The organism is Acinetobacter guillouiae CIP 63.46 (genome assembly GCF_000368145.1).
Taxonomy (GTDB): domain Bacteria; phylum Pseudomonadota; class Gammaproteobacteria; order Pseudomonadales; family Moraxellaceae; genus Acinetobacter; species Acinetobacter guillouiae.
On the sequence record NZ_KB849283.1, the window covers coordinates 2,198,995 to 2,223,492 of the forward strand.

Sequence of the window (24,498 nt, forward strand, 5' to 3'; positions counted from 1 at the left end):
TTTTACACTTTGATTGATAGCGCTCTTTGTATCGCTGGGCGCGCAGTTAAACGCTCAATATATTCTTTAACATAAGGATAATCATCTAGCTCTATTTGCTGCCACTCATAGCGTAATACCCACGGTAAAATGGCCATATCTGCAATCGAATATTCACCAGCCACATATTTTTGTCCAATGAGCTGCTTATTTAAAACACCATACAAACGTTGAGTTTCAGTAACATAACGATCAATTGCATAAGGAATTTTTTCTTTAGCAAATTTACCAAAATGATGGTTTTGCCCTAACATCGGCCCTAGCCCACCCATTTGCCACATTAACCATTGTTCGACTTCAACACGATCTTGCTCATCGCTTGGATAATACAGTCCTGTTTTACGGCCAAGATATTGCAAGATTGCGCCTGATTCAAATACTGAAATCGGCTCACCATTTGGGCCATCTTGGTCCACAATCGCGGGGATTTTGTTGTTCGGTGAGATACGAAGAAAATCGGGCTGGAACTGGTCATTCTCTAAGATATTGATAGGAAAAATCTGATAATCCAAACCCATTTCTTCAAGTGCAATGGTAATTTTATGACCATTGGGAGTACCCCAATAATAGAGATCAATCATATTTCATCCTTCTTCGTTTTCACGTATTTTCTGAATTTTATTGCGTTAATCGTTTACTTTTATAACATGAATTGGCTTGATTCAGTATGCTATAAAAAGAGATTATTCTAATAATCTATTCTAAAATTATGTTATTGCATTTTATTAAATACAGCACGTTCTCATATTATGATATTAATTTCAAATATCTACTTCAGCAATTGCATCTATATATGCTTTAGCCTTCTCCCCCACAAATTTACGACCAGCATTGTTTCCCAATATCCATTCATCTGGATTAAATAAGTCAAATAAACCAACTTTCACTAAGGTGGGGATCGCGAGGATCAGTTCTTGCTCAATCTCTCCACGTACACCTGAGTTATACAGATTGATATTATGCAACATGGTTGCCACTGTACCCGTTTGTACAGCGCTACCATCCTTTAACTTAACCACAGGCAACACCTCACCTGCTTGAATAATTTTTTGGTTAATACTCGATAGCGCATTTGAATTTTGAATAGATGACATATCAACTCCACTCGATTCAGATTAATTTACCCGCATTTTAACGTAAAAAAGCACTGCTTAATGCAGTGCTTTTTTTAACAGATGAATAATTACTTTTTCTTTTTAGGTCCAAGTAACATACCCATTTGACGGCCTTCCATTTTTGGTGCTTGTTCAACAAGACCAAACTCTGCTACGTCTGCTTCAATTTTTTGCAATTGTGCAAGACCCAACTGTTGGTGAGCCATTTCACGACCACGGAAACGTAGAGTAATTTTGACTTTGTTGCCTTCTTCAAGAAACTTCAGAATAGCACGCAACTTAACATTGTAATCACCAACGTCTGTACCAGGGCGCAACTTAATTTCTTTCACTTGAACTTGATGCTGTTTCTTTTTCGCATCTTTTTGCTTTTGCTTCAAGTCAAATAAATGTTTGTTGAAATCCATGATTTTACAAACAGGTGGCTCTGCATTCGCCACGATCTCAACAAGATCAAGATCAACTTCTTCAGCAGCACGCAAAGCTTCAGCAAGTGAAACGATGCCTTTTTGCTCTCCATCTGCAGCAACGAGACGCACATCTTTCGCTTTGATCTCATCATTTAATGCAGGACGATTACTTTTAGCACCTTGTTGTTGGTTACGGTCAGGCTGTTTAATCTTTCTTACTCCACAATATACCGGCCGCGTTCGGCTACGGCTGCTTTCACTAGGTCAATAAATGCGTCTATTGACATAGTACCTAAATTTTTTCCAGAGCGAGTACGAACATTCACAGTCCCTTCCTCTACTTCTCGATCTCCAAGTACCAATAGGTATGGAATACGCTCTAGTGTACGCTCACGAATCTTAAAGCCGATTTTCTCATTTCTCAAGTCTGAAATTGCTCGAATTCCATTTTCTTTGAGTTTTGCGACGACTTGCTCACAAGCTTCCGCTTGAGAATCCGTAATATTCATGACACATGTTTGGATTGGAGCCAACCATGGTGGCATAAAGCCTGCGTAGTGTTCAATTAGTATACCAATAAAACGTTCAAAACTGCCAAGAATTGCACGATGTAACATCACAGGATGGTCACGATCGTTATCTTCTGTTACATATGAAGCGTCTAAACGTAACGGTAAGTTAAAATCACACTGGATTGTACCGCACTGCCAGATACGTCCTAAACAGTCTTTTAATGAAAATTCAATCTTCGGACCGTAGAAAGCACCTTCACCAGGTTGTTCTTCCCATTTAAGATTTGCAGCATCTAAAGCATCCGCTAAAGATTTTTCTGCAACATCCCAAAGTTCATCAGCACCCACACGCTTTTCAGGACGTGTAGACAATTTCATTTGAACTTCTTCAAAGCCAAAATCTTTATAAACATCTAAAGTCAGTTTAATAAAGTCTGCAACTTCTTTACCAATTTGTTCAGTTGTACAGAAAATATGTGCATCATCTTGAGTAAAGCCACGTACACGCATAATCCCATGTAACGAACCTGATGGCTCATTACGATGGCATGAACCAAACTCTGCCAAACGAATTGGAAGATCACGGTAAGATTTTAAACCTTGGTTAAACACTTGAACGTGACATGGGCAGTTCATTGGTTTTACCGCATAGTTACGACTTTCTGAATGGGTCGTAAACATATTTTCTGCATAGTTGGCAGCATGACCCGATTTTTCCCACAAAGTGAAGTCTACAATTTGTGGTGTTTTAATCTCTTGGTAGCCATTGTCCTGTTGAACTTTACGCATGTATTGTTCAAGCACTTGGTAGATCGTCCAACCATTGGCATGCCAAAACACCATACCTGGTGCTTCTTCTTGCATATGGAACAAATCTAAAGCTTTACCAATTTTACGATGGTCACGCTTTTCAGCTTCTTCAATACGCTTGATATATGCTGCTAATTCTTTTTTGTCTGCCCAAGCAGTACCATAAATACGCTGTAATTGTTCATTCTTAGCATCACCGCGCCAGTAAGCGCCAGAGATTTTAGTCAATTTGAATGACTTTAAAAATTTAGTATTCGGTACGTGTGGACCACGACACATATCTAAATAATCTTGATGATAGTACAAGCCCATTTGAGTTTCTTCAGGCATGTCAGCAATCAAACGTAACTTATAATCTTCACCACGTGCAGTGAACTCAGCAATCACATCATCACGAGGTGTCATTTTTTTAATGACATCATAATCTTGATCGATGAGCTTTTTCATGCGCGCTTCGATTGCAGCCATATCATCTAAAGTAAATGGACGAGGCATCCAGATGTCATAGTAGAAACCTTCTTCAATGACAGGGCCAATCACCATTTTTGCTTCAGGGAAGAGTTGTTTTACCGCATGACCCACCAAGTGTGCACAAGAGTGACGAATAATTTCTACACCGTCTTGATCTTTTGGAGTGATGATTTGTAAGGTTGAGTCTTCGGTAATTAAATCACTTGCATCGACTAAGCGACCATTTACTTTCCCAGCAACTGTATTTTTAGCCAGTCCAGGTCCAATACTTTGAGCAACTTCCATAACGGAAACAGCTTGATCAAAACTTTTTTGATCGCCATTTGGCAATGTGATAATAGGCATATTTAAAAATCCTTAAGGAGTGATGCCCCGTACAATGGAGCATGTCACCGCGAGATTATGATCGAGGAAGATCCTCAAGATAAAATCGGTGGAACAAAATAAAAGTGTGTCGAATTTTACACCTTTGTTGAATATTTATAAACCTTTGTCTTAAATTAATCTAAATTTTAGTTTTTGATTTTATCCAAGCACTCATTTATGATCGCGCCGTGACACTTTAGTAACTTTAAAATCATAAAACGAATGGATAACTAAATGAATTCGGTAAACTTAAGTAAACTTACTTCAGCAATACTTGTTGGCTTTACATTAACTGCTTGTGGCGGTGGTTCTAGCGATAATCAACAAACATCAAATACATCAATTGCTCCAACTACACCCGAAGAAATTAAATGTGTAAATGGAATTCCAAAAAACCTTAAAACTCAAGGTTCCGGTTTTTATGATGAGGAACAATTTTTCCTTGATACAGAATATGATGCAAACAGTACTGAGAAACTGGTAATCTCCTCACATCAATTAAAAGATGGTGTATGGTATCAAAGCGATACCAACCTATTAAAAAATACAATTCCCCTAACTGCAGATGGCTTTATTGAATATATTTTAACACCTTCAAAATTAGAAACTGGTTTTAAGCGTACAGTGACCAGTTCTGGCATCCCTCTAGGTTATGTTTTGTCTCAAAATGCTGACTCTGCCCAACTTGCAATGTTCACTGACGCATGTAGTATGAATAAAGAATTACAAATGTCTGTCCATACTCAACGAGTTGATCTTTCAGGTAAGAAAATCTCTGAACTGTTTGCTTATACTGTTAATTCACAAGGTCAGAAAGAATATAAATATCTTCCCAATGCTTTGGTTAATTACTTAATTTGGCAAAACCCAGAGATTGGCGAAAAAATTAAAAATAGCCCACTCACCTTTCCTCAAGGGGCTCGTTTAGGTTTTAACGATCAGGAAATTTATACTGCTCCAATCCTGTCCTTTTATACAGATAATGATTATGGTGATAAATCATTAGAAGATTATGCAAAAAAATGGGAACTTGATGCTAACCAAAGTTGGAAAAAGGATGTCTTTGGTGGTCTCAATATCATTTATGCCATCGATAAAGCAACCAGTCAATACGTATATGCTGTAGACCCAGCAGTTGAAATGAATGGTAAAATTTATGACACTGAATGGGTGATTCCTGGCAATCGTTTAGAATATGACAATAGTTATGAAAACGGTATAGAAAATAATGATTTATATTTTAATAAAATCGCAATACAGACACTCGCAGATGCTATTAATGCAGCTGAATAATCCAATAAATACATTCAAAGCCGTTGTATGACGGCTTTGTTTTATTACTCTCTAAAGGTTTCCCATGCTTCAAAATCTCGATTTTTATAACAATATAATTTATGAAATTGAGGAATAATCGCTTCGCTTTGTGTGGGTCTTAAAAATACAAAATCATCAACAGCTATTTCAGTGTTTTTAGGCACATTAACCATTTCCTGATTGGTACTCCGCCCATAAAGTGCATGCGGATGAATCCCTCGCGGATAAACATAATGCGCCATCCAATATCCGCCATAAACAAATAAGGCTTTAGAGCTATGTGGTAATTTATCTAAAACGGCTAATCCAGGTAACTGGGTAAATGGCAGTACTTTTAACACAGGTGTTGAAATCCATAATGCAGCTTGTAAAACACTTAATCCATCACTGTCAAAGTCACTTGGTTTAAGCAACATCGAACCAAAAGAAAGATCATTACACACACTTTGCTCCACGTGGAGATAAAATGTAGGGCTACCACCACCATTAAAACAAAGATCAGCTCGCCATAAATGTGGAAATTGCTGTTGAATAATATTTTTATACTTTTGATAAATGTCTTGTGACTCTCGATACGCGACATCAATCTTTTTAATCACTGAAGGTAGCTTCGTCACATGGGCATCATAGCCCATCAAACCAGCAAGTACTAAATGCTCAGGATTTTGTTCAATCAATCTTAATATTTCGATGAGTGCAAAATCGGAACGAACACCACCGCGATGCAAACCCACATCAATTTCAATATTGATTTTAAGCTTTAAACTAAACTGTTTTGCGACCTCAAGGTACTGTAATAAACGTGCTTTAGAATCAATTAACCATTGTATATCGACTTGTCTGCAATTTTGATTCATCGCATAAAAATGCTGAACTATACTCACAGGCATCGGTTTCCCAAACAACACATCTACATCCGAAAAGTTCTCAAGGATTGGTAAAAGCTGTGGCATATGAAACACCATAAACCGTTGAGTCGAAAGCTTTAGACTAATGGTTTTTAATAATGCTAAGCATGCCAAAGACTTTACCACGATACGTGGTTGCAATTGGCTAGCGTATTTAAGCTTTTTGGCAACGTACTGTAGATTTTGTTCAAGCGCCTGATCATCAACAATTAATCGAGGTAATGCACCATTTGACTGTTTTAAATCACGATTTAATTGCTCAAAAAAGTTGTTCATAGTCTACCTTTATGCTCTATTTTAATTTTACCCATTCACTCAACTTTACCCATTACTCAGATAAGAATAACTTTTCTAAATAAGGGTTTAAAAACTTTCTGCTTGGATCAAGTCGTTCTCTCAACTGCATAAACGCATCCCACTTAGGGTATAGGGTTTTAAGTTGTGTTGCTGTCATACTATGCATTTTCCCCCAATGTGGTCGCCCCTGATAACGTTGTAAAATCGACTCAACTTCATCAAATAATTGTCTAGGTGCTTGCTTATAATATTGGTGTACTGAGATGGAAATAGAGTCCCGCTGATAAAACGGACTTAACCAAATATCATCACCTTTGACAAATCGAAACTCCACAGGGAAAAAGGTTTGTGCTTTTGAGTTTTTTAGCGCTGCTAGAACAGCTTGCAAACATTCCACCCCCAATTCAACTGGAATCTGATATTCCATTTCATTAAATTTCGTTTCACGTGGTGTCGGGAAAATCTTGCCTGACCAATCAACAAATGTGCTTGGCTTAATAAAAACGCCTAAGAGCTTTTGTAGTTTTGGATTCAATGCCGGAAAAGATTTGGTTAACTCGCAACATAGGGTTAATAACGTATCCTCAGATGGCCATGATTCAGTGCGTGGTTGAATTTCATCATCAGTAATATCTAAGGTTTTTAAAATCAATTTATCTGCATGAGAAAATGCAAAACATTCGATATGCCGATGTTGTGCTTTCCATTGGTCAATATTTTGAATAAAGTCTTTGACCGCACACAGTCTAACTTGCTCTTTAAGTTTATAGCGTGGTTTATTCTGCATGGTGATTTTAGTCAAAATCCCTAAGCTCCCTAAAGACACTCGTCCTGCTGCAAAAATATCTGGATTTTCATGGCGATTACAATGAATAATTTCTCCTGATGCTGTAAGTAATTCAAATGCTTGCACATAACCTGAAATACAATGTAGGCCTACACCTGTACCATGTGTTCCTGTTGAAACAGCACCAGCTAAACTTTGCTGGTCAATATCGCCCTGTTGCATTAAAGACTGCTGCATCGGTTCTAAATATTGCCCTAAATTAAATAATCGTGTTCCTGCCCAAATACTGGCTTGGGCAAATTCAGTATTGACTTGATCCACACCACAAAGACCATCCAAAGACAGCAATGTTGCATCGGTACTCACCAAAGGTGTAAATGAATGCCCTGCTCCCACCACTCGAATCTTTGCTTGGGTTTGGACAATGTGTTTTAACTCATCAAGACTGTCAGGCTTTAAAATCTGCTCAGGGTGAGACTGTTGATAGCCCGACCAATTGTTCCATTTTTGCTGATTTAATTTGTGCTTGTTCGGTGCTTGATTAATCAATTGATTCATAATGCTCATCCTTTAGCGTACAGCAGTTTTTAAATTGCCATGATTTGTTCTTTTTTCTATTTCGTGTGGTGGAATCGCTACGGGCCGTGTGATTTGGTCATATTCGCGTTGAGATTTATCTAGATTCAGTTGCGTTGCCAATTGCTGAAATTTGTACTGAATTGCCGCATGTGTCCATTGACCATATAAGGTATGTGCACCTTCATAAGCTTGTTGCTGATATTCTTCATTGGTGGTGATATAGCCCATATAATCATTGCAATAAGACACTAAACCAACCTTTGAAATACCACGATGCTTTGAGAACTGTTTTGCCACAGTCTGAATTACACGTTGCCCTGCTGTTGTGGTAATTTCTCCGGGGCAACAAATCAAAGCTAATTGACCAATTTGGATAATCTGTAGCGGAATAACACTTGGAACCAGTGGGCTGTCTTGAATGGCACCTGCTTTAACTTGGCGATTCATTTCTGCAATTAAAGGATCAAAAATGCTTGGTGAAAAATCTAAACTTTTACCCAGCAACTGATTGTCAGGACTTTCTAAAACAATCTCTTTCGGGAATTGTGAGTCATAGAGTGCTTTATATTTGCTGTACTGCAGAGAATTCGAGTTTGCTAAACGTTGCTTACGTACTCGCTTAGCAAGTAAAGACATCACTTTAAGAATCGCTGTAGGTGTCCCCTTACCATCTATAGGCGTTCCCCCGAAGAAGCCGACGCCATGGCAAGCTGCACTGGTTTTAGCGCCTTGTATCCCCTGACTAAATTCACTCGGCACATCGACTTGACTCAGATCTACATAAGATAAAACAGCATCGACACTGCCTTGGAGTAAACATGCTTCCATCGCATTGTTGGTATTTTTTTCAAGCGGTATAGTCAGTGCTTTAATCGCAATTTCACTTTGATAACGCCCATTTTGCTCAGCATATTGATATTCTCTTTCGCCCTTAATTTTCTTGCGAATCGCATCTTGTTTGGGGCCATGAAAATGTGGAGAGACATCTCCTGCTGTTGCTTGTGCGAAAATGGCAACAGGGTTTGGAATACCTTGTGTTAATAGATAATGTTCACTTAACGCAGCAGCATAGCCTTTATTGTCACCATCATGTGCTTTGAGATGACTACTCAAACAGGTTGCATGCACTCCAAATAATGAAATAAAGGAACATAATTGATCATCACGATAAAAACCGATTAATTGCATTTCACGGTTTAAGGCGAGATGGGTTTCTGCTTCGGTTCTTTGAATCACATCGGGGTTACGATTATATGCCTGCAATGATCGATTCCATGCCACTGGAATATCATCAGGGAATTGGCAACGTTGATAACGAAGTTCAGTTTCTTTTTCAGTGTCTAAGGCATTGGAAATACTGAGCATGACCGCATTTACTACAGCTTCGACATGCTCTGGAACAAAACCTGGGGTCGGCATATTGTATAGAACTTCATAAGCACAACCGCCAGGGCCAGAATGAGTATGAGTTGCCATCAAGACCAAATACTGTTCATTAAATTGCTCAGCTAATTGTTGTTTTAAGCGCTCAACAACACCACTACGGATCGCATAAGTAATACAACCAAAATCCAGACAACAAAAAATAATGGGTTGTTCTAAAGCTAAACGACGGATAGTGAATGTACGAGCAAACAATGCTGTACGTTTTTGATAAGCACGATGCGACCACATACCATAACCAAACATGGCATAACCTTGTGGCTGAATGTTTATTTCTTGTTTATCCCAACCCACCATAAACATATGCAGTCATCCTTTATCTTTTTTATGTCAGCGAATTTATATCAGCGAATACCAGAAGTAGATTGAATCTTAATCAAAAATATGCGATACCAACTAGGGTAAAAGCAACAATAATATGGGGGGCGAAGCGGACTTTATGAGCTTGCAGCAAAAGGAAATTGCCAATACTCAATTTTATATTCCACCAATGATACTGACGAGTTTGGTTCATTATGCAGAACAACAACACTGGCAATATGACAATTGGTTCGCAGCACAAAATTTAGACTTGGAACAAATTCGCCAAGGGCATGGTTTTGTTGGTTTTTCAGAACTCTGTGAGGTTATTCATCTCGCAGTTAAAGATACCCAGCAACAAAATTTAGGTTTATTGCTGGGCAGTAGTGAAGGTCAGATTTCAATTGGTATTTTGGGCTTTGCCATGCAAGCCTGTAAAACGGTGGCTGAAGCATTGGAGACCGCACTGCACTATCATCCCATTTCAGGCAGTGTCTTAGATTTAACCGTCAATCTTGTTGATGATTATTGTGAAATTGAACTTTCTGAGCGAAGTAACTGTGGTGAGCTAAAAGCATTTTTCTGTGATGAAGTTTTTGCCAGTATTATTACCTGTGTCAATATGATGCTAGACCATAGCTATGAGTTAATCAGCTTGGAACTGAGCTATGATCATTCAGCATATATCAATGATTATCAAAGAATTTTCAATTGTCCAATTTATTTTAAAACGGCTAAAAATGTCATCCGATTTAACAAAACACTCTTGTCGAGAAGCCTCAAAAACTATAGTCCTGTCAATTATCAAAGTGCAATTCTGATTTGTGATCAAGCTTTAAAACAATTTGATCAAATGAATCAACACAGTTTGGCAAAAGTGTTAGCACATTTGGTTGAAAGCCATCTACCTGAACGCTTTGATATGCAACAAGCAGCGCAATATTTTCATTTTAGCGAACGCCATTTACGGCGTTTACTACTCAATGAAGGGCTAAATTTTCAGTTATTAAAGCAACAAGTGTTAGAAAAAAAAGCCAAACAGTGGATTGAAGAAAATCAATCGATGAGTGAAATCAGTTTCAATCTTGGTTTTAGTGAGTTAAGAGAATTTCGTCGTGCGTTTAAAAAATGGACTGGATCTTCGCCAACGGAATACAAAAAAGCGAAACTGTTGGGTTCAGTTATTCGTATTTGAATGACGTGGTTTGAAATAAGATTCTGCATAAAATCAGGGTTAATATTTATATTAAGCTTACAAAATATTAATTTAATTCAATAAATTAAATATTCCAAAAAATATTTAAATAAGGGTAAAGATGTATAACGATGCATATTTAGCTGGAGTACTCGACTAAAGCCTAAATGAATTCTGACAGGCTTATGCATATCTTTTAAACACGGAAATTAGAACAAATATAGATGGAGCTAAACATGGTCAGTGCCTATGATCAATTACCACGAACCCCTGCAAACTTTGTAGCATTATCACCTTTACGTTATCTAGAGCGTGCAGCCTACATTTATCCAAATCAAGATGCGATTGTACATGGTGCTCGTCATATCTCTTGGCGTGACACCTATACCCGTTGTCGTCAATTTGCCCATCAATTACAAAATCTGGGGATTCAAAAAAACGATACCGTTTCTGTTCTTTTACCCAATATCCCTGCGATGGTCGAAGCGCATTTTGCAGTCCCTATGGCTGGTGCTGTTTTAAATACGCTGAATACTCGTTTAGATGCCAAAACCATTGCGTTTATGTTAGAGCATGCTGAAACCAAAGTTCTTTTGGTTGACCCTGAGTTTGCGGCTTTGGCTAAAGAAGCGGTAGCGCTTATTGCTCAACACATCTATATCATTGATGTTGCAGATGAGGAATACGAAAACAATGATGCTACAGCACGTATTGGTCAAATTGAATATGAGGATTGGCTGAAAAGTGGTGATGCAGATTTTGAGTGGCATTTACCTCAGGATGAATGGGATGCGATTAGTCTAAATTATACCTCTGGCACTACAGGCAATCCGAAAGGTGTGGTTTATCACCATCGTGGTGCTTATATCAATGCAGCCAGTAATATCATCGCCTGTGGTATGACACCACGTTGTAAATATTTATGGACACTTCCGCTATTCCATTGCAATGGTTGGTGTTTTGCTTGGACTGTTGCAGCCAATGGCGGTACCAATATCTGCTTACGTAAAATTGATCCTGAGTTGGTTTATCAACTTATTGATCAATACAAAGTTGACTATTTCTGTGGTGCACCGATTGTCTTATCGATGTTGATCAACACCCCGAAAGAACAACAAATTAAATTTGAACATCATGTAGAAGTAATGGTGGCTGGTGCTGCACCGCCTGCAGCAATTATTGAAGGAATGCATCATATTGGTATTCAAGTCAATCATGTCTATGGTCTCACTGAAACTTATGGCCCTTCTGCATTATGTGCATCTCAAGCAGGTTGGAGTGACCTGTCTATTCAAGAGCAAGCACAATTACACTCGCGCCAAGGTGTACCTTATCCATTACAAGATGGTATGCGTGTGTTGGATGCTGAAACGATGCAACCTGTGCCTAATGATGGCAAGACCATGGGAGAAATTATGTTCCGTGGCAACATTGTCATGAAAGGTTATTTAAAAAATACCAAAGCCACAGAAGAAGCCTTTAAAGGTGGCTGGTTTCATACTGGTGATTTAGCGGTTTGCCAGCCCGATGGTTATGCAAAAATTATGGACCGTTCAAAAGACATCATTATTTCAGGTGGTGAAAATATCTCATCTTTAGAAGTTGAAGAGGTTCTTTATACTCATCCTGCAATTATGACTGCGGCAGTGGTTGCGCAACCCGATCCACGTTGGCAAGAAGTTCCTTGTGCCTTTATAGAACTTAAACAAGGTGCAGAAACCACACCTGAAGAGGTGATTGAATTCTGCAAACAGCATTTGGCACGCTTTAAAGTCCCTAAAAGTGTAGTGATTTGTGAGATTCCAAAAACATCGACAGGTAAATTACAAAAATTTATCTTACGTGACTGGGCAAAAGAGCGCTCAGTGGGTGAGTTTCAGTAATTTTTATCTTTCATTATTCCCCTCCTAAATAGAAATCACCTTTGGTTTGTTTAAGCAAAGTTGATTGTCTAAAGGAGAGGACACGAAAAATACTGATTAAATTCAAATATAAAGTTACTTTGATAAGCTCATGATTTTTTCTGACCCTAATTTATACGGTAAAATAGACTTCTTGCGTTATATCTGATTACTTAATTTATTGGCACACTCTAAAGCCATACAAAATGGTATTTTACAGGGTATTTTTGTGATAGAACTTTTAGAAATTGGCTATAGTCAAAAATCAGCATTCAATACTTGCATACTTTTAAATATTGATGAAACATAGATGGTCTTTCTATCGTGAGTCGCCATGTTGGGTGGGGGTACAGGACGTGCCCCTCACCCATGAGCAAAAACAAAGCACTGCTTTGTTTGCAGCGCAAGGTTTGGCATCGCCTACGCAAAGCGATTTAAACTTGAAATGTAAAGCGTGGCATTGCAAACTTGATCTTCATACACTTAATTTCTATGTAATGGTAAAATTTTCATAGTTAATAATGCTTAACCACATTTAAAAATCGTCCCAAAGCTTATTTTCGCAAGAGCTCTAATACTTAGCAATGAATAAACTTCGTACAGAAATAGAACCCGATTTCGAAACAGCACAACAACTTTATCCAACTGTGCTCGAATTGATTGCCAATTACCTAGGGTCTATTGACAATTCGTCTATGTTTGCGACTACGTGTGTTTTTTAGGCGATACTAGGCGCGAAATACGAAATTTAGTCATTCTAAATGAGTAGTTCGTAACGACGTAGCGGCAAAAAACACGCTAGTCCCGGCGGCTCCTTGCGCTGCAAACAAAGCAGTGCTTTGTTCTTGCTCAGGGTTGTGGCTAAAATTATCTCAGCCTTCGTTATGAAACTCGAAAATAGTCTCGCTATTCTCTTCGTTTCATGCCTTGCCTGCTCAATTTTAACCTACAACGCAAGCCATTTATGAAATGGCAACAGACCCTAAACTATTGCGATAAGTTTGGTGATGAAGATTCGCTTGAATATCAAAAACTCAGTGAAAAGCTCACAGAAATTACCAGTAAAGACATTTCTCAATATGATCTTTGGGAGTGGTGGGAAGCCGAAGGCATCGAAAATTTAAGCTTTGATATTTGCCTACCTGGGCCTAAAATCATCCACAATATTTCAAAACAAGAACTTACTGAAATCGTCCAGCGGATTAAAAGCTCAGATTTTAATACTCAACATGCAAATGAATTCATCAATGCTTTTTACCTCCGCACCATTTTCTCAGGCGGGTATTTCTATAACTTTATAAAACTCAATTTTAAAGCATTTAAGCATCAATTGTTTCAACGCAATAAAGATCAAGCAGGACGATACTTTGAATATTCGGTAGAAGACATTGTGGATCGGCTTTGGGGCGAGTGATTGCCATAAAAATATCACCATTAACAAAACATGCAGTGCGTCTATTGGTTTAAATCATTCAGAATCATATTGCGTTAAAAAAACTAAAAACGTTCTAAATATCTATAGTTTTAACCACACATTCAATCACGCCTCATCCAAGATCAAGTCTGCACTTCAATCTTTTGCTACATTTTAAAAATATAAATGGCATTTCCGTCATATTTTGACTGGCATTTTATTGGACACAAGTTTTTACGATTTTGACTATTTGTATCCTTATTTTTCAATCAAAAGTGTTTACACTCAATGCACTTACAGCTTTCAAGCCTTTTTTCTTTGACTTTACAGTCACAGAGAAATAACCATGAAATACTTGTACGTCACTATAAGATGTTGCACGATGTAGCGGAACAAATATGTGTCATAGAAGACACACATCGTATTTATGAAGATTATAAATCTGGTTTAACCAGTATTGAGGAAACCGATATGCCACAATACAAAGCACCCTTACGTGATATGCACTTCGTTTTGCATGAATTATTAAATGCTGAAGAACATTACGCGAAACTCCCTGCATTCCAAGAAACCGTAAGCCGTGAATTGATTGATCAATATTTAGAAGCTGGCGCGGATTTCTGTGAAAATGAATTATCTCCACTTAACCAAATCGGTGACAGTGAAGGCTGTAAATGGAATGATGGTGTAGTGACTACGCCTACAGGCTTTAAAGCAGCGTATGACAAATATGTAGAATTAGGCTTCCCTTCTCTTTCAGTTCCAGAAGAACATGGCGGTCAAGGTTTACCAGGTTCTTTAGCAACTGCTATTTCTGAAATGGTGGGTTCTGCAAACTGGGCGTGGGGTATGTACCCAGGTCTTTCACATGGTGCGGTTCGTACAATTGAGCATCATGGTTCTGCTGAGCAAAAAGCAACATATTTACCTAAACTTGTTTCAGGTGAATGGACTGGTACCATGTGTTTAACAGAATCTCATGCAGGTTCTGACTTAGGGATTATCCGTTCTAAAGCTGAGCCACAAGCAGATGGGAGCTATGCAATTTCTGGCGAGAAAATCTTTATCTCTGCTGGTGAACACGATATGGCGGACAACATCGTTCACATCGTTTTGGCGCGTCTACCAGGCGCACCTAAAGGCACTAAAGGTATCTCGTTATTCATCGTACCTAAGTTCAATGTAAATGCAGATGGCTCTATTGCAGACCGTAATGCAGTACGTTGTGGTTCAATTGAACACAAAATGGGTATCCACGGTAATGCAACTTGTGTGATCAATTTTGATAACGCAAAAGGTTTCTTAATTGGACCTGAAAACCGTGGTTTACATGCAATGTTTACCTTCATGAACACTGCGCGTATTGGTACGGCTGTTCAAGGTTTAACAGCATCTGAATCGTCTTTCCAAGGTGCACTTGCATATGCGAAAGATCGTTTGGCAATGCGTTCACTTTCTGGTCCTAAAACACCAGAGAAAGAAGCTGATCCAATCATTGTTCACCCAGCTGTACGTAACATGTTAATGACACAAAAAGCATTTGCTGAAGGTGGCCGTGCATTGGTTTACTTCTTATCTCAATATGCAGATATCGTAGAGCAAGGTGTCACTGAAGAAGATCGTAAATTTGCTGACAATATCTTGTCATTATTAACACCGATTGCGAAAGCGTTCTTAACTGAGACAGGTTCTGAATCAGCGAAGCATGGTGTACAAGTATTTGGTGGTCACGGCTTTATTTCTGAACACGGTATGGAGCAAATTGTACGTGATACACGTATCTCTTGCTTATACGAAGGTACAACTGAAATCCAAGCACTTGATTTGTTAGGCCGTAAAGTATTAGGTACTCAAGGTGCGATGTTGAAAGACTTCACCAAGATCATCCATAAATTTGCGGAAGCAAACAAAGACAATGCTGACCTGAAAGAATTTGTTGAACCACTTGCTGCTCTTAACAAAGAGTGGGGTGATTTAACCATGCAAATCGGTATGAAAGCTATGCAAAATCCAGATGAAGTAGGCGCAGCTGCGGTTGACTACCTATACTTCTCTGGTTATGTAACGCTTGCATTCTTATGGGCTCGTATGGCGCTTGTTGCTCAACAAAAACTTGCTGAAGGCTCTACTGAAACTGGCTTCTATAACGCAAAAATTAAGACTGCTCGTTTCTACTTCAAGAAAATCTTACCACGCGTTCGTTCACATGTTGACGTGATCGCGGGTGGCTTAGATCCATTGATGTCATTAGATGCTGAAGACTTCGCATTCTAAGTAGAATGCTGAGCTAGGTATTTAGAAAACTGTACTCAAGAGTGCAGAAATAGAGAAAGGACGGTCATAGCTTTGGCAGTCCTTTTTCTTTATAAATAGAGCGTTATTTACTTAGACCATCTAACAACATACATGCTTGTTGGTTAAACTGATCTAAGTCTACAGATTCAAACAATAAACAGGTGAACGAACATGCCAATTTATAATGCGCCACTTGCAGATATGAAATTCATTCTGAATGACGTTTTCAATGCAGAGCAATTCTGGCAAGCCAACGAAAAGCTTGCACATGTTGATGCAGCAACGGCTGAAGCAATTTTAGAAGAAATGGCTAAATTTGCACAAAATGTTACGCTTCCTTTAAACCGTACAGGTGATGAAGAAGGCGCTCATTATGAAAATGGCAAAGTCACGACACCTGCTGGTTTTAAAGAAGCATTCCAACAATACGCTGAAGGCGGTTGGATTGGCCTAGGTGCTGAAGAGGAATGGGGCGGTCAGGCAATGCCAAAAATGCTGACTGTACTTGCAGATGAAATGTTATTTGCTACCAATCCATCATTCATGCTCTACCCGCTTCTCTCTGTCGGTGCTGGTATGGCTTTAAATAGCTATGCATCTCAAGAACAGAAAGAAACCTATTTACCTAAAATCTATTCAGGTGAATGGTCTGGTACGATGTGTTTAACTGAACCTCATGCAGGTACAGATTTAGGGATTATCAAAACTAAAGCTGAACCTAATCAAGATGGTACATATAACATTACTGGTACTAAAATCTTTATTACTGGTGGTGATCACGATCTTGCTGACAACATCATTCACCTTGTTTTAGCAAAAACACCTGATGCACCTGCGGGTTCACGTGGTATCTCACTCTTTATCGTGCCTAAATTCCTCGTCAATGCTGATGGTTCATTGGGCGAACGTAATACAGCTGGTCCTGGTTCAATTGAACACAAAATGGGGATCAAAGCGTCTGCAACATGTGTCATGAACTTTGATGCAGCCAAAGGTTTCCTTGTTGGTAAAGAAAATGAAGGGCTTGCAGCAATGTTCGTGATGATGAATTACGAACGCTTGTCAATGGGTATTCAAGGCCTAGGCGCTTCTGAATATGCATACCAAAATGCAGCACAATATGCGACTGATCGCGTACAAGGCCGTAGTGCGACAGGTGTTAAATCTCCAAACAAACCTGCTGACAGCATCCTTGTACATGGTGATGTACGTCGTATGTTACTCAATGCACGTGCCAACAATGAAGCTTCTCGTGCATTTGCAGTCTATGTTGGTCAACAACTCGACATTACTAAATTTTCAACCGATCCTGAAGCTGTAGCGAAGGCAAATAATCGTGTTGCATTATTGACGCCAATTGCCAAAGCCTATTTAACAGACACCGCGTTTAATGCTGCAATCGATGCGCAAATGGTGTTTGGTGGTCATGGCTATATTCGTGAATGGGGCATGGAACAGTGTGTACGTGACTTACGTATCGCGCAAATCTATGAAGGTACCAACGGCGTTCAGTCACAAGATTTAATTGGTCGTAAAACAATTAAATGTAATGGTGAATTCATTGCTGAATATATTGAAGAGATCCGTGATTTTGCCAATGGTCTAGATACCGACTTAAACTTCATTAAAGATGCGACTTTAGATATTGCAACTGAAGTAGATATGATTACGCAGCATATTTTAGAACGTGCAAAAGAAAATGCTGATTTCGCAAATGCTGCGGCAGTAGAGTATCTGCATGTTGTTGGCTTATTAAGCTTCTCTTATATGTTTGCTCGTATTGCCAATGCTGCAAAAAATAAGCAAGGTCAATTCTATCAAGACAAACTTGCATTGACTCATTACTTCATCCAACGCCTCTTGCCTGATTTAAATGCACGTGTTGCTAAAATCAAAGCAGGTGCAGAAGTTATTATGAATTTCAGCGAAGATTATTTTACTAATCAAGCTTAATTTCATCATCAACTGAAATAAAACATTAAAACGCCCGATGATTCGGGCGTTTTTTATTTGCAACTGATGCTTTTTTTAGAACACCTACTGATCTATATCTCTTGAATGTCATAAAGCCGTTAGGTTTGCTTTTCTATGCATCTTAAAATCAAGGATGGTGCAATTATATCGTGTGGCTATAAAAGTTGATCGCAATATAAATCAAGTTACATCAGAAAATCTTACTTTGGATAAAACTTCCGAATTGATTCAGCCATCTCTGGAGATTGGTTTTGTAAAGCATTTGCCGCACTTGTGGCATCCACAGTACTGCGATTTTGACTGACTTTAAATTTCCCTACGATTGAATCTATTTCGATTTCAATCGCCACAATTTCCTGTAATAAAGCAGCGATATAATCATTGGGCGCATCCCCCATTTTCCAAGGTACCGCCTGCGGTGCTTCATGCTGACGAGTCAATCGCGCCAAAATACCCCGCAAATATTTTTCATCATCTATTTTTCGAATTGTTCCCTTCACATGCACAACACGATAATTCCATGTCGGTACTTCCCGATGATGCTCAAATTTCCCTGGATACCAATTCGGTGAAATATAACTTTGCTCAGCATGGAAAATCACATAAGCCGATCGAACCTGTTCTAACAAGGTAAATAAAGGGTTGGCTTTGGCGATATGTCCACGTAACAATCCAGTCTTGCCAGCTGACCGATCCAGTTCAAAAGGAATATGGTTCGCTTCAATTTCACCGTCATAATTAACCATCAAACTTCCCAATGGATTTTTTTCAATTAAATCGAAAAGTTCAGGGAGATTCTCTTGTTTAAAATGAGTAGGAAGATACATGTTTTATTTCCTAATACTCTTTCGAGCCATCTGGACTAGTTTTAAATATTTCAGGTAATTCAGCATCTTCAGTAAAAGCTTCACCTTTAAAAATATTAACCACTTCAATTTTCCCTATAATTTGCTGATTAAACTCGTCTAGTCGCTCAGCTGGAATCCATAACTCCTGACAAAAATCATCACCAACCGTATGTATTTCAAACTGAGCCAGATACTCATCATTCAGTTCAAACCGTGTGACATAGCCAATATAACCACTTGCTTGATCTTTGGTATTCCAATCTAAAGCAATTTTTTCAGCATACTTCTGATTTAAAACAGGATAGAAAATAGGTTGCCAATACAATCTTGGTGGGAAATTTTTAAAGCCACTCTTTGCAATCAATTGATATTCAAAAAGCCCAATTGGTCGGTACAAATACATTGTTATTCCTTTAATTGTATTGAAAATAATCTATCTATAGACTAATCAGATGAAATGATCAATTTCTTAATTAAATCGTTGTGATTTATTCGCCATAAACATTTCACTTCGCTTTTCATGTGCATGAAATTTGCATAGTGTTTAATCATAAATAGTACGCACAAATGGAGGATGTTATGAATAAAGATCCACGTATAGAAAAAATAGAAAACCTCCTCGATAAATTGGGCAATATTGCAGTAGAAGCATTTCATTATATTGCGCTGTTTATCATTGGCTGTATGATCGCTTGGTCAGCGGTACATACAATTATTGAAATTTTAACCGTGAAACAATACGCCAGCATTGACGATATTTTATTGTTATTCATCTATTTGGAATTAGGTGCAATGGTGGGGATCTATTTTAAGACCAACCACATGCCTGTACGTTTCTTAATTTATATCGCAATCACCGCACTCACGCGATTACTAATTTCAGATATTCAGCATGACCATAAAGCAGATATGGATTTAGTGATTATTACGGGATCGGTTTTAATTTTAGCCATTGCAATTTTGATCGTGAGATATGCATCTTGGACATATCCTTCTGTCATTCGTGATAAACATACTGAAAAATCATTACCTCATGGCAAAACACCACGACCAGAAGATGATGAACTAGCTTAGTCTCTTGTCTTGATTCATACGCTTACCCTTCTCTCTAAACAAAATTAAAGAAATTCCTTATGCAAGCGCAAGACATAGAGGAGAAGGGACTTTTTTAAATGTGTTGAAAATTTAATACATTGCTATTGATCATGATGATGCTTTTAAATCACGTTCAGCGATCATTGGGCACTTGTAAATAACGACCATTCTGGAAAATCCAATGCATACCAACCTGCGGATCAGGTAAACCATAACGGCGCCAATCACTAATCAATGTATATTGCGAACTTTCTATATGACCACCCTCCCCATTTACATAACCATAACTGCTACCTGAATACTCCGTCCGGGTTGGAAACTGGTGATTATAAATAATCGTCACACCATTTTGTGGTGGGTAACTTGGGTGTGGGCCATTTGGATGCGGATAGGGCCTGTTCGGATAACTTGGGTACGTTGGATAGGGATGCTGGTATTGAGGTCGAACAGGAATCTCCTGTGACATTTGGCGGCCATATTGATCTGTATATTTATAAGTCGTTGTTGGATATTTCTTTTGAGGGCGCTCAACACTGCGATAATTCGCCCAATCTTTAGCATCTGCCCATGTCATTGTTGAAGTCACTGAAAGCATCAACATCAAGACACTTAAACTGAGTATCTGTTTCATTTCAACCTCCAAACTTGAACGTATACACAACAGCTTAATCCATCATTCAAGATAAATAATGGATGAATTACAGTCGAAATTTAATCTTCTTTATTGTTTATACATCAACTTGGGTAAATTCTGACATCAATCTGATAAAATATAATTTTAATCTGATGAGTGCTGTATTGTGGCTGAACTGAGCTTTGATCGTTTACATCAATTTTTTTGCAAAATCCCAAGTGTGCAAGAGGCATTTATTGATAGCTATGGTTCAGATGGCAAACAAGCATGGTGGTTTAAATTTCAAATCAATATTGACCACCCTTTAGCATGGCAAACTGTGCAAGAACTTGGTCACGTTCTAAATTATATTTCTAAAAATGAACGTCTTCCGACTCAGTTTTTACCCGTTTCTCCTCCTCCGTATATGAATGGTGAAGCGAAACAATTTTTAGCTTGGGTGATTCAATGTAACCATGCAGATTTTTCACCCGATGTGGTGTGTGACTGGTTAGAGGCACGTTTACCAAAACCTGTAGATGATGAAAGCAAATGGAAAATCAAAACTGATTTACATGAGTTAGATCATATTTCAAATAAAGATTTGGATGAGTTAGTGCCACCAAATCCAAAAAACTAAATAGAAAGCGACAGCTAAGCACACATTTCAATTCGTTAACCGTCCCCTTCGCAGCGACAAGCATAGCTTACTTTGAAGGGGGAGGTTTTAAAAATGCTTAACTGATCAACACTAAGGTTGAAGAACTGAGTTTATCTTTTTCGGTTCTTAGATTCAGTTTCAGTACGCTCAGCATCATTATTGATGCTTTCAATCAAGCCACCTAAATTATTGTTGAACTGGGCTCGCATTTGAATATATGTTTTTAGATTTCTCGCTTTGATCGGATCTTTAGTTGTGCCCTTACCTGTTTGATACGCTTCTAGGGCTTTACTTTGCGTATCTTCTTCAGATGATCCATTTTCATAAGCCAAAACAGCCCAACGATAATCTTCTGGTTCATCTTCGATGCGTGCCAAATTATCCATTGCATTGACAGACCCTAGTTGAGCAGCTTGTTTAAAATATTTTTGCGCAAGTGCTTCATCATAGCCTTCATTTTCTTCGTTATAGTACCAAACACCGAGATAATTTATTGCATCAGGATCGTTTTGAGCCGCAGCTTTTTTTAAATAAATTAAACCTTTGTTAATATCTATTTGTTTTTCATCATCTGACCATAAATAGTCAGATCCAAGTTCTGTTAATGCCACATGATTATTTAATTGCGCAGCTTTTAGATACAAATTCTGCTTATCTTTATCCGCATCTTTTTTTAATGCAAGCATCAAGTACGCATCACTTGCCCCTTTGGAAGCTTGTTTTTCATAGTGTGCTAAAATTCCATTTTCAAGCAGTTTAATATCCTTTTCTGACAAGTATGAGTCAGCAGCATAATTTTCAAGTAATTTTATTTTTGCTCCAATATCACCTTGATTAGAAAGTTTCTGAAGCATTTGAAAATGAGCTAAATCACTGTCTTTATGGTCCTTTTCATACGCAGCTTTCGTCTTGGCACCTATTTTTTTTAGAATATTTTCTGAGCAATTTTGGATACTATACCCCGCCCTTAATAAATCCCCCTGCTGTACTGCTTTATATAACCATTTACACTGTTCATCACTGTAATCATCATTCCCATTGTCTAATGCAAGCACGAATGTACGTATGGCTTCAACATCACCTTGTTCAGCAAGTTTTAAAATTTGTGGACGAATTTTTGTTAGTTTTTGCCTGATATCATTAGAAATACCAAAACCTTCAGTTATACCCGCTTCTAAATCTAATGATAAATATGCATCAAAATTACCACGTTGAGCAGCTTCCAAACGCAGCTGTTTATATAAATGACTATTTTCAGGTAAAAAACGATAATCTGCTGAATTAGAATAATATTTTGAAAGTAGAAAATAAGCCTCTGCATCACCTTGATCTGCAGCTTGTCTGAATAATTGAATGGCTTTGTCAATATTGATTGAGACAGTGGGACTACCTGTTTGCAATGTTTTTGCTTGAACTACTAAAGCATTCTCTGCAAAACTAAGTGGTGAAATAAACAGACCCAGTGTAAGTAATGATTTTAAAAATGATGTTTGTAATGTTTTCATTTAAAGCTCAGGTTTGTTATTAAAAAATCTACCAAGCTTTAAATTATGTACCGAAATCTCTTCATTTCGATACATATTTTTTTGAATAAATCAAAACGTCGACAAACCACTCCATTCCATAAAACGGTAAACCCCGTATTTAAGTTTTGATTCATCAGCGTATTTGCTGTAATCCACACTCATTTGACGACCATTTAAGTTTGACCAAGCCGTATTAAAATACTGTTCAGCATCGATAAAAACTTGCTGTTGCGGATTGCCAACCACGCGTAAATCAGTCTCTAAATTATAATTTTTTAAATTACGTGCGGTAAAGTTGGCAGAACCTAAAATCATTTCCGCAGATTGCGCATTATGCTTTACGATCATCTTACTATGGCACTGCTCACCTTGGGTATTACACCAACGTACATCAATCCCTGCGTCATTTAACTCTGAAGCCACTTGACGGTTTGGGATACCATTTTTTTGACGACCAAATGCATCTTTATTCGGATCAAGCAAAATACGTAATTTCACTCCACGTTGCTTGGCAGCTACTAAACCTTTAACAATTTGGCGCTCTGACAAATAGAACATGGCTAAATCAATTTGATCATTGGCTTTTGCTGACGCCAACATGTTTAAAACTGCATCATAAATTGCTTTTTCAGTGAGTACTTGAACCTGAGGATCATTTGGATTTTCAGGTAGTTTGCCAAATGCAACAAAAGGCGTATCACCTCCCGACATATGCGCGACGGTTTGTTCAGTATTTAAAATATCTGTCGCAGTTGCACCGTCAACCATTAATGCAATATTGGAGTGACGTGAACTACCATCATGAGGATTGGCAGATGTGACGATGGTTTTCCAACCTTCTGCAGTATCAACCACGATGGTTTTACGATGATTGGCTTTAAAATTAAATAAATTTAAATAACTGCGGACTGTAATTTTTTCTTCGCCAAATGGATTATTCAGCCAGCCTTTATTTGGGTTATTGCCAATATCCTGACAGCATAAATACCATATCCCAGACCAAGTAGGATTAGATGCGCGGAGTGGTGTTAAATTCGTTTCAATCACGTCAATACCACCTAAACGTAATTGACGATATTGTTCAGGCTGAATTCCACCATAAACAGAATTGATTGGATCGGTAATAAACTTAATTTCTAAGCTTGGGTTTACAATTTTTTCATTAATCAAGGCTTGGGTTAATTGCTTGGTTAATTCTCGTTGCTGAACTTTAGAATCGCCGACTTCACTGTTAAATAGAAACATATCGATCACAATGGTGGTCTTGGCTTGCTTAATCAGCTGTAACACCTGATCAAAGATATGTTGATCAAGTTGCTGCTTCCCTTGCGCATTAATATAGGTTTCATCGGCAATAAATTTTACATTGGCGTGACGCAACGGTCCGGTAAAATTCAGCCCTTTAGGAAGCGGTTTATAAACATGATAAATCGCAGATGAGAGATATCCTAAGGCCAATATGCCGATAATAATGCCGAAATAGCGACGTTTTGACCAATTCAGTTTGTTTTGAATTTTATTGAAGATACGCATAAGAAAAGACCTAGACCAATTTAGGGTCTGTCAACATTTCATATATAACTTGCGTTGTCGGCTAAAATTGAGCAAACGAGGCATGAAATGAA

General features: G+C 38.2%; 20 protein-coding genes. 8 read left to right on the plus strand and 12 right to left on the minus strand.

Translation table 11 applies throughout. The annotated features are described in order from the left end of the window. Positions 1 to 2 precede the first annotated feature (2 nt). From F981_RS15325 to thrS, 4 genes are all read right to left on the minus strand, one after another. Complete coding sequence (locus F981_RS15325; protein ID WP_004723071.1) at positions 3 to 620, minus strand: glutathione S-transferase N-terminal domain-containing protein; 618 nt, start codon at positions 618 to 620, stop codon at positions 3 to 5. A gap of 180 nt (positions 621 to 800) precedes the next feature. After that, a complete protein-coding gene (locus F981_RS15330; RefSeq protein WP_004723073.1) occupies positions 801 to 1,133 on the minus strand; it encodes a DUF7709 family protein in 333 nt (110 codons plus the stop codon). 89 nt (positions 1,134 to 1,222) lie between these two features. Further along, positions 1,223 to 1,774 (minus strand): translation initiation factor IF-3, encoded by a 552-nt coding sequence (infC, locus tag F981_RS15335; RefSeq protein WP_081401072.1) that lies wholly within the window; start codon positions 1,772 to 1,774, stop codon positions 1,223 to 1,225. Positions 1,775 to 1,779: 5 nt separating this feature from the next. Next, entirely contained in the window at positions 1,780 to 3,702 is a 1,923-nt protein-coding gene (thrS, locus tag F981_RS15340) for a threonine--tRNA ligase (protein WP_004723075.1), read from the minus strand. Positions 3,703 to 3,957: 255 nt separating this feature from the next. Between thrS and F981_RS15345 the strand changes: the two genes are divergently transcribed. Next, positions 3,958 to 5,016, plus strand: coding sequence for a hypothetical protein (locus F981_RS15345; RefSeq protein WP_004723076.1), 1,059 nt, complete (start codon positions 3,958 to 3,960; stop codon positions 5,014 to 5,016). A 44-nt stretch (positions 5,017 to 5,060) separates the two neighbouring features. Here the strand turns inward: F981_RS15345 and F981_RS15350 are convergent, their stop codons facing one another. The 3 genes from F981_RS15350 to F981_RS15360 are packed head-to-tail and all read right to left on the minus strand — an operon-like array spanning position 5,061 to position 9,354. Further along, the gene (locus F981_RS15350) at positions 5,061 to 6,221 is read right to left on the minus strand and encodes an alanine racemase (RefSeq protein WP_004723077.1); all 1,161 of its coding nucleotides are present in this window, start codon (positions 6,219 to 6,221) and stop codon (positions 5,061 to 5,063) included. A gap of 52 nt (positions 6,222 to 6,273) precedes the next feature. After that, positions 6,274 to 7,587, minus strand: a complete 1,314-nt coding sequence (locus F981_RS15355) for a D-arabinono-1,4-lactone oxidase (RefSeq protein ID WP_004723078.1) — start codon at positions 7,585 to 7,587, stop codon at positions 6,274 to 6,276. Between the two features lie 12 nt (positions 7,588 to 7,599). Beyond that, positions 7,600 to 9,354 (minus strand): neutral/alkaline non-lysosomal ceramidase N-terminal domain-containing protein, encoded by a 1,755-nt coding sequence (locus F981_RS15360; RefSeq protein ID WP_004723079.1) that lies wholly within the window; start codon positions 9,352 to 9,354, stop codon positions 7,600 to 7,602. A 136-nt stretch (positions 9,355 to 9,490) separates the two neighbouring features. Here F981_RS15360 and F981_RS15365 point away from each other — a divergent pair, with 136 nt between their 5' ends. The 5 genes from F981_RS15365 to F981_RS15390 all read left to right on the plus strand — a co-directional run bounded on the left by F981_RS15365 (position 9,491) and on the right by F981_RS15390 (position 18,109). Continuing rightward, positions 9,491 to 10,546: an AraC family transcriptional regulator gene (locus tag F981_RS15365; protein ID WP_035371711.1), complete on the plus strand. Its 1,056-nt coding sequence runs from the start codon at positions 9,491 to 9,493 to the stop codon at positions 10,544 to 10,546. 236 nt (positions 10,547 to 10,782) lie between these two features. Continuing rightward, positions 10,783 to 12,429, plus strand: a complete 1,647-nt coding sequence (locus F981_RS15370) for an acyl-CoA synthetase (RefSeq protein WP_004723082.1) — start codon at positions 10,783 to 10,785, stop codon at positions 12,427 to 12,429. A gap of 982 nt (positions 12,430 to 13,411) precedes the next feature. Further along, positions 13,412 to 13,861: a hypothetical protein gene (locus tag F981_RS15380; RefSeq protein ID WP_016539581.1), complete on the plus strand. Its 450-nt coding sequence runs from the start codon at positions 13,412 to 13,414 to the stop codon at positions 13,859 to 13,861. A 471-nt stretch (positions 13,862 to 14,332) separates the two neighbouring features. Further along, positions 14,333 to 16,135: an acyl-CoA dehydrogenase C-terminal domain-containing protein gene (locus F981_RS15385; RefSeq protein ID WP_016539580.1), complete on the plus strand. Its 1,803-nt coding sequence runs from the start codon at positions 14,333 to 14,335 to the stop codon at positions 16,133 to 16,135. A 192-nt stretch (positions 16,136 to 16,327) separates the two neighbouring features. Then, on the plus strand, positions 16,328 to 18,109 hold the full coding sequence (locus tag F981_RS15390) for an acyl-CoA dehydrogenase C-terminal domain-containing protein (RefSeq protein WP_004723090.1): 1,782 nt from the start codon (positions 16,328 to 16,330) through the stop codon (positions 18,107 to 18,109). 221 nt (positions 18,110 to 18,330) lie between these two features. Here F981_RS15390 and F981_RS15395 read toward each other — a convergent pair whose 3' ends face one another. Beyond that, positions 18,331 to 18,957, minus strand: a complete 627-nt coding sequence (locus tag F981_RS15395) for an FMN-binding negative transcriptional regulator (protein ID WP_004723091.1) — start codon at positions 18,955 to 18,957, stop codon at positions 18,331 to 18,333. A gap of 10 nt (positions 18,958 to 18,967) precedes the next feature. Beyond that, a complete protein-coding gene (locus F981_RS15400) occupies positions 18,968 to 19,381 on the minus strand; it encodes a hypothetical protein (RefSeq protein ID WP_004723094.1) in 414 nt (137 codons plus the stop codon). 176 nt (positions 19,382 to 19,557) lie between these two features. On the opposite strand from F981_RS15400, the gene F981_RS15405 reads away from it, so the two are divergent. Next, positions 19,558 to 20,052, plus strand: a complete 495-nt coding sequence (locus F981_RS15405) for a phosphate-starvation-inducible protein PsiE (protein WP_004723097.1) — start codon at positions 19,558 to 19,560, stop codon at positions 20,050 to 20,052. A gap of 154 nt (positions 20,053 to 20,206) precedes the next feature. Here the strand turns inward: F981_RS15405 and F981_RS15410 are convergent, their stop codons facing one another. Next, positions 20,207 to 20,704: an RcnB family protein gene (locus tag F981_RS15410; RefSeq protein WP_004723098.1), complete on the minus strand. Its 498-nt coding sequence runs from the start codon at positions 20,702 to 20,704 to the stop codon at positions 20,207 to 20,209. Positions 20,705 to 20,873: 169 nt separating this feature from the next. Here F981_RS15410 and F981_RS15415 point away from each other — a divergent pair, with 169 nt between their 5' ends. Further along, positions 20,874 to 21,326 carry a hypothetical protein gene (locus F981_RS15415; protein WP_004723101.1) on the plus strand — a complete coding sequence of 151 codons (453 nt, stop codon included), beginning with the start codon at positions 20,874 to 20,876 and terminating at the stop codon, positions 21,324 to 21,326. A gap of 131 nt (positions 21,327 to 21,457) precedes the next feature. Here F981_RS15415 and F981_RS15420 read toward each other — a convergent pair whose 3' ends face one another. Further along, the gene (locus tag F981_RS15420; protein WP_004723104.1) at positions 21,458 to 22,852 is read right to left on the minus strand and encodes a tetratricopeptide repeat protein; all 1,395 of its coding nucleotides are present in this window, start codon (positions 22,850 to 22,852) and stop codon (positions 21,458 to 21,460) included. 90 nt (positions 22,853 to 22,942) lie between these two features. After that, entirely contained in the window at positions 22,943 to 24,406 is a 1,464-nt protein-coding gene (locus F981_RS15425; RefSeq protein WP_004723106.1) for a phospholipase D family protein, read from the minus strand. Positions 24,407 to 24,498: the final 92 nt, after the last annotated feature.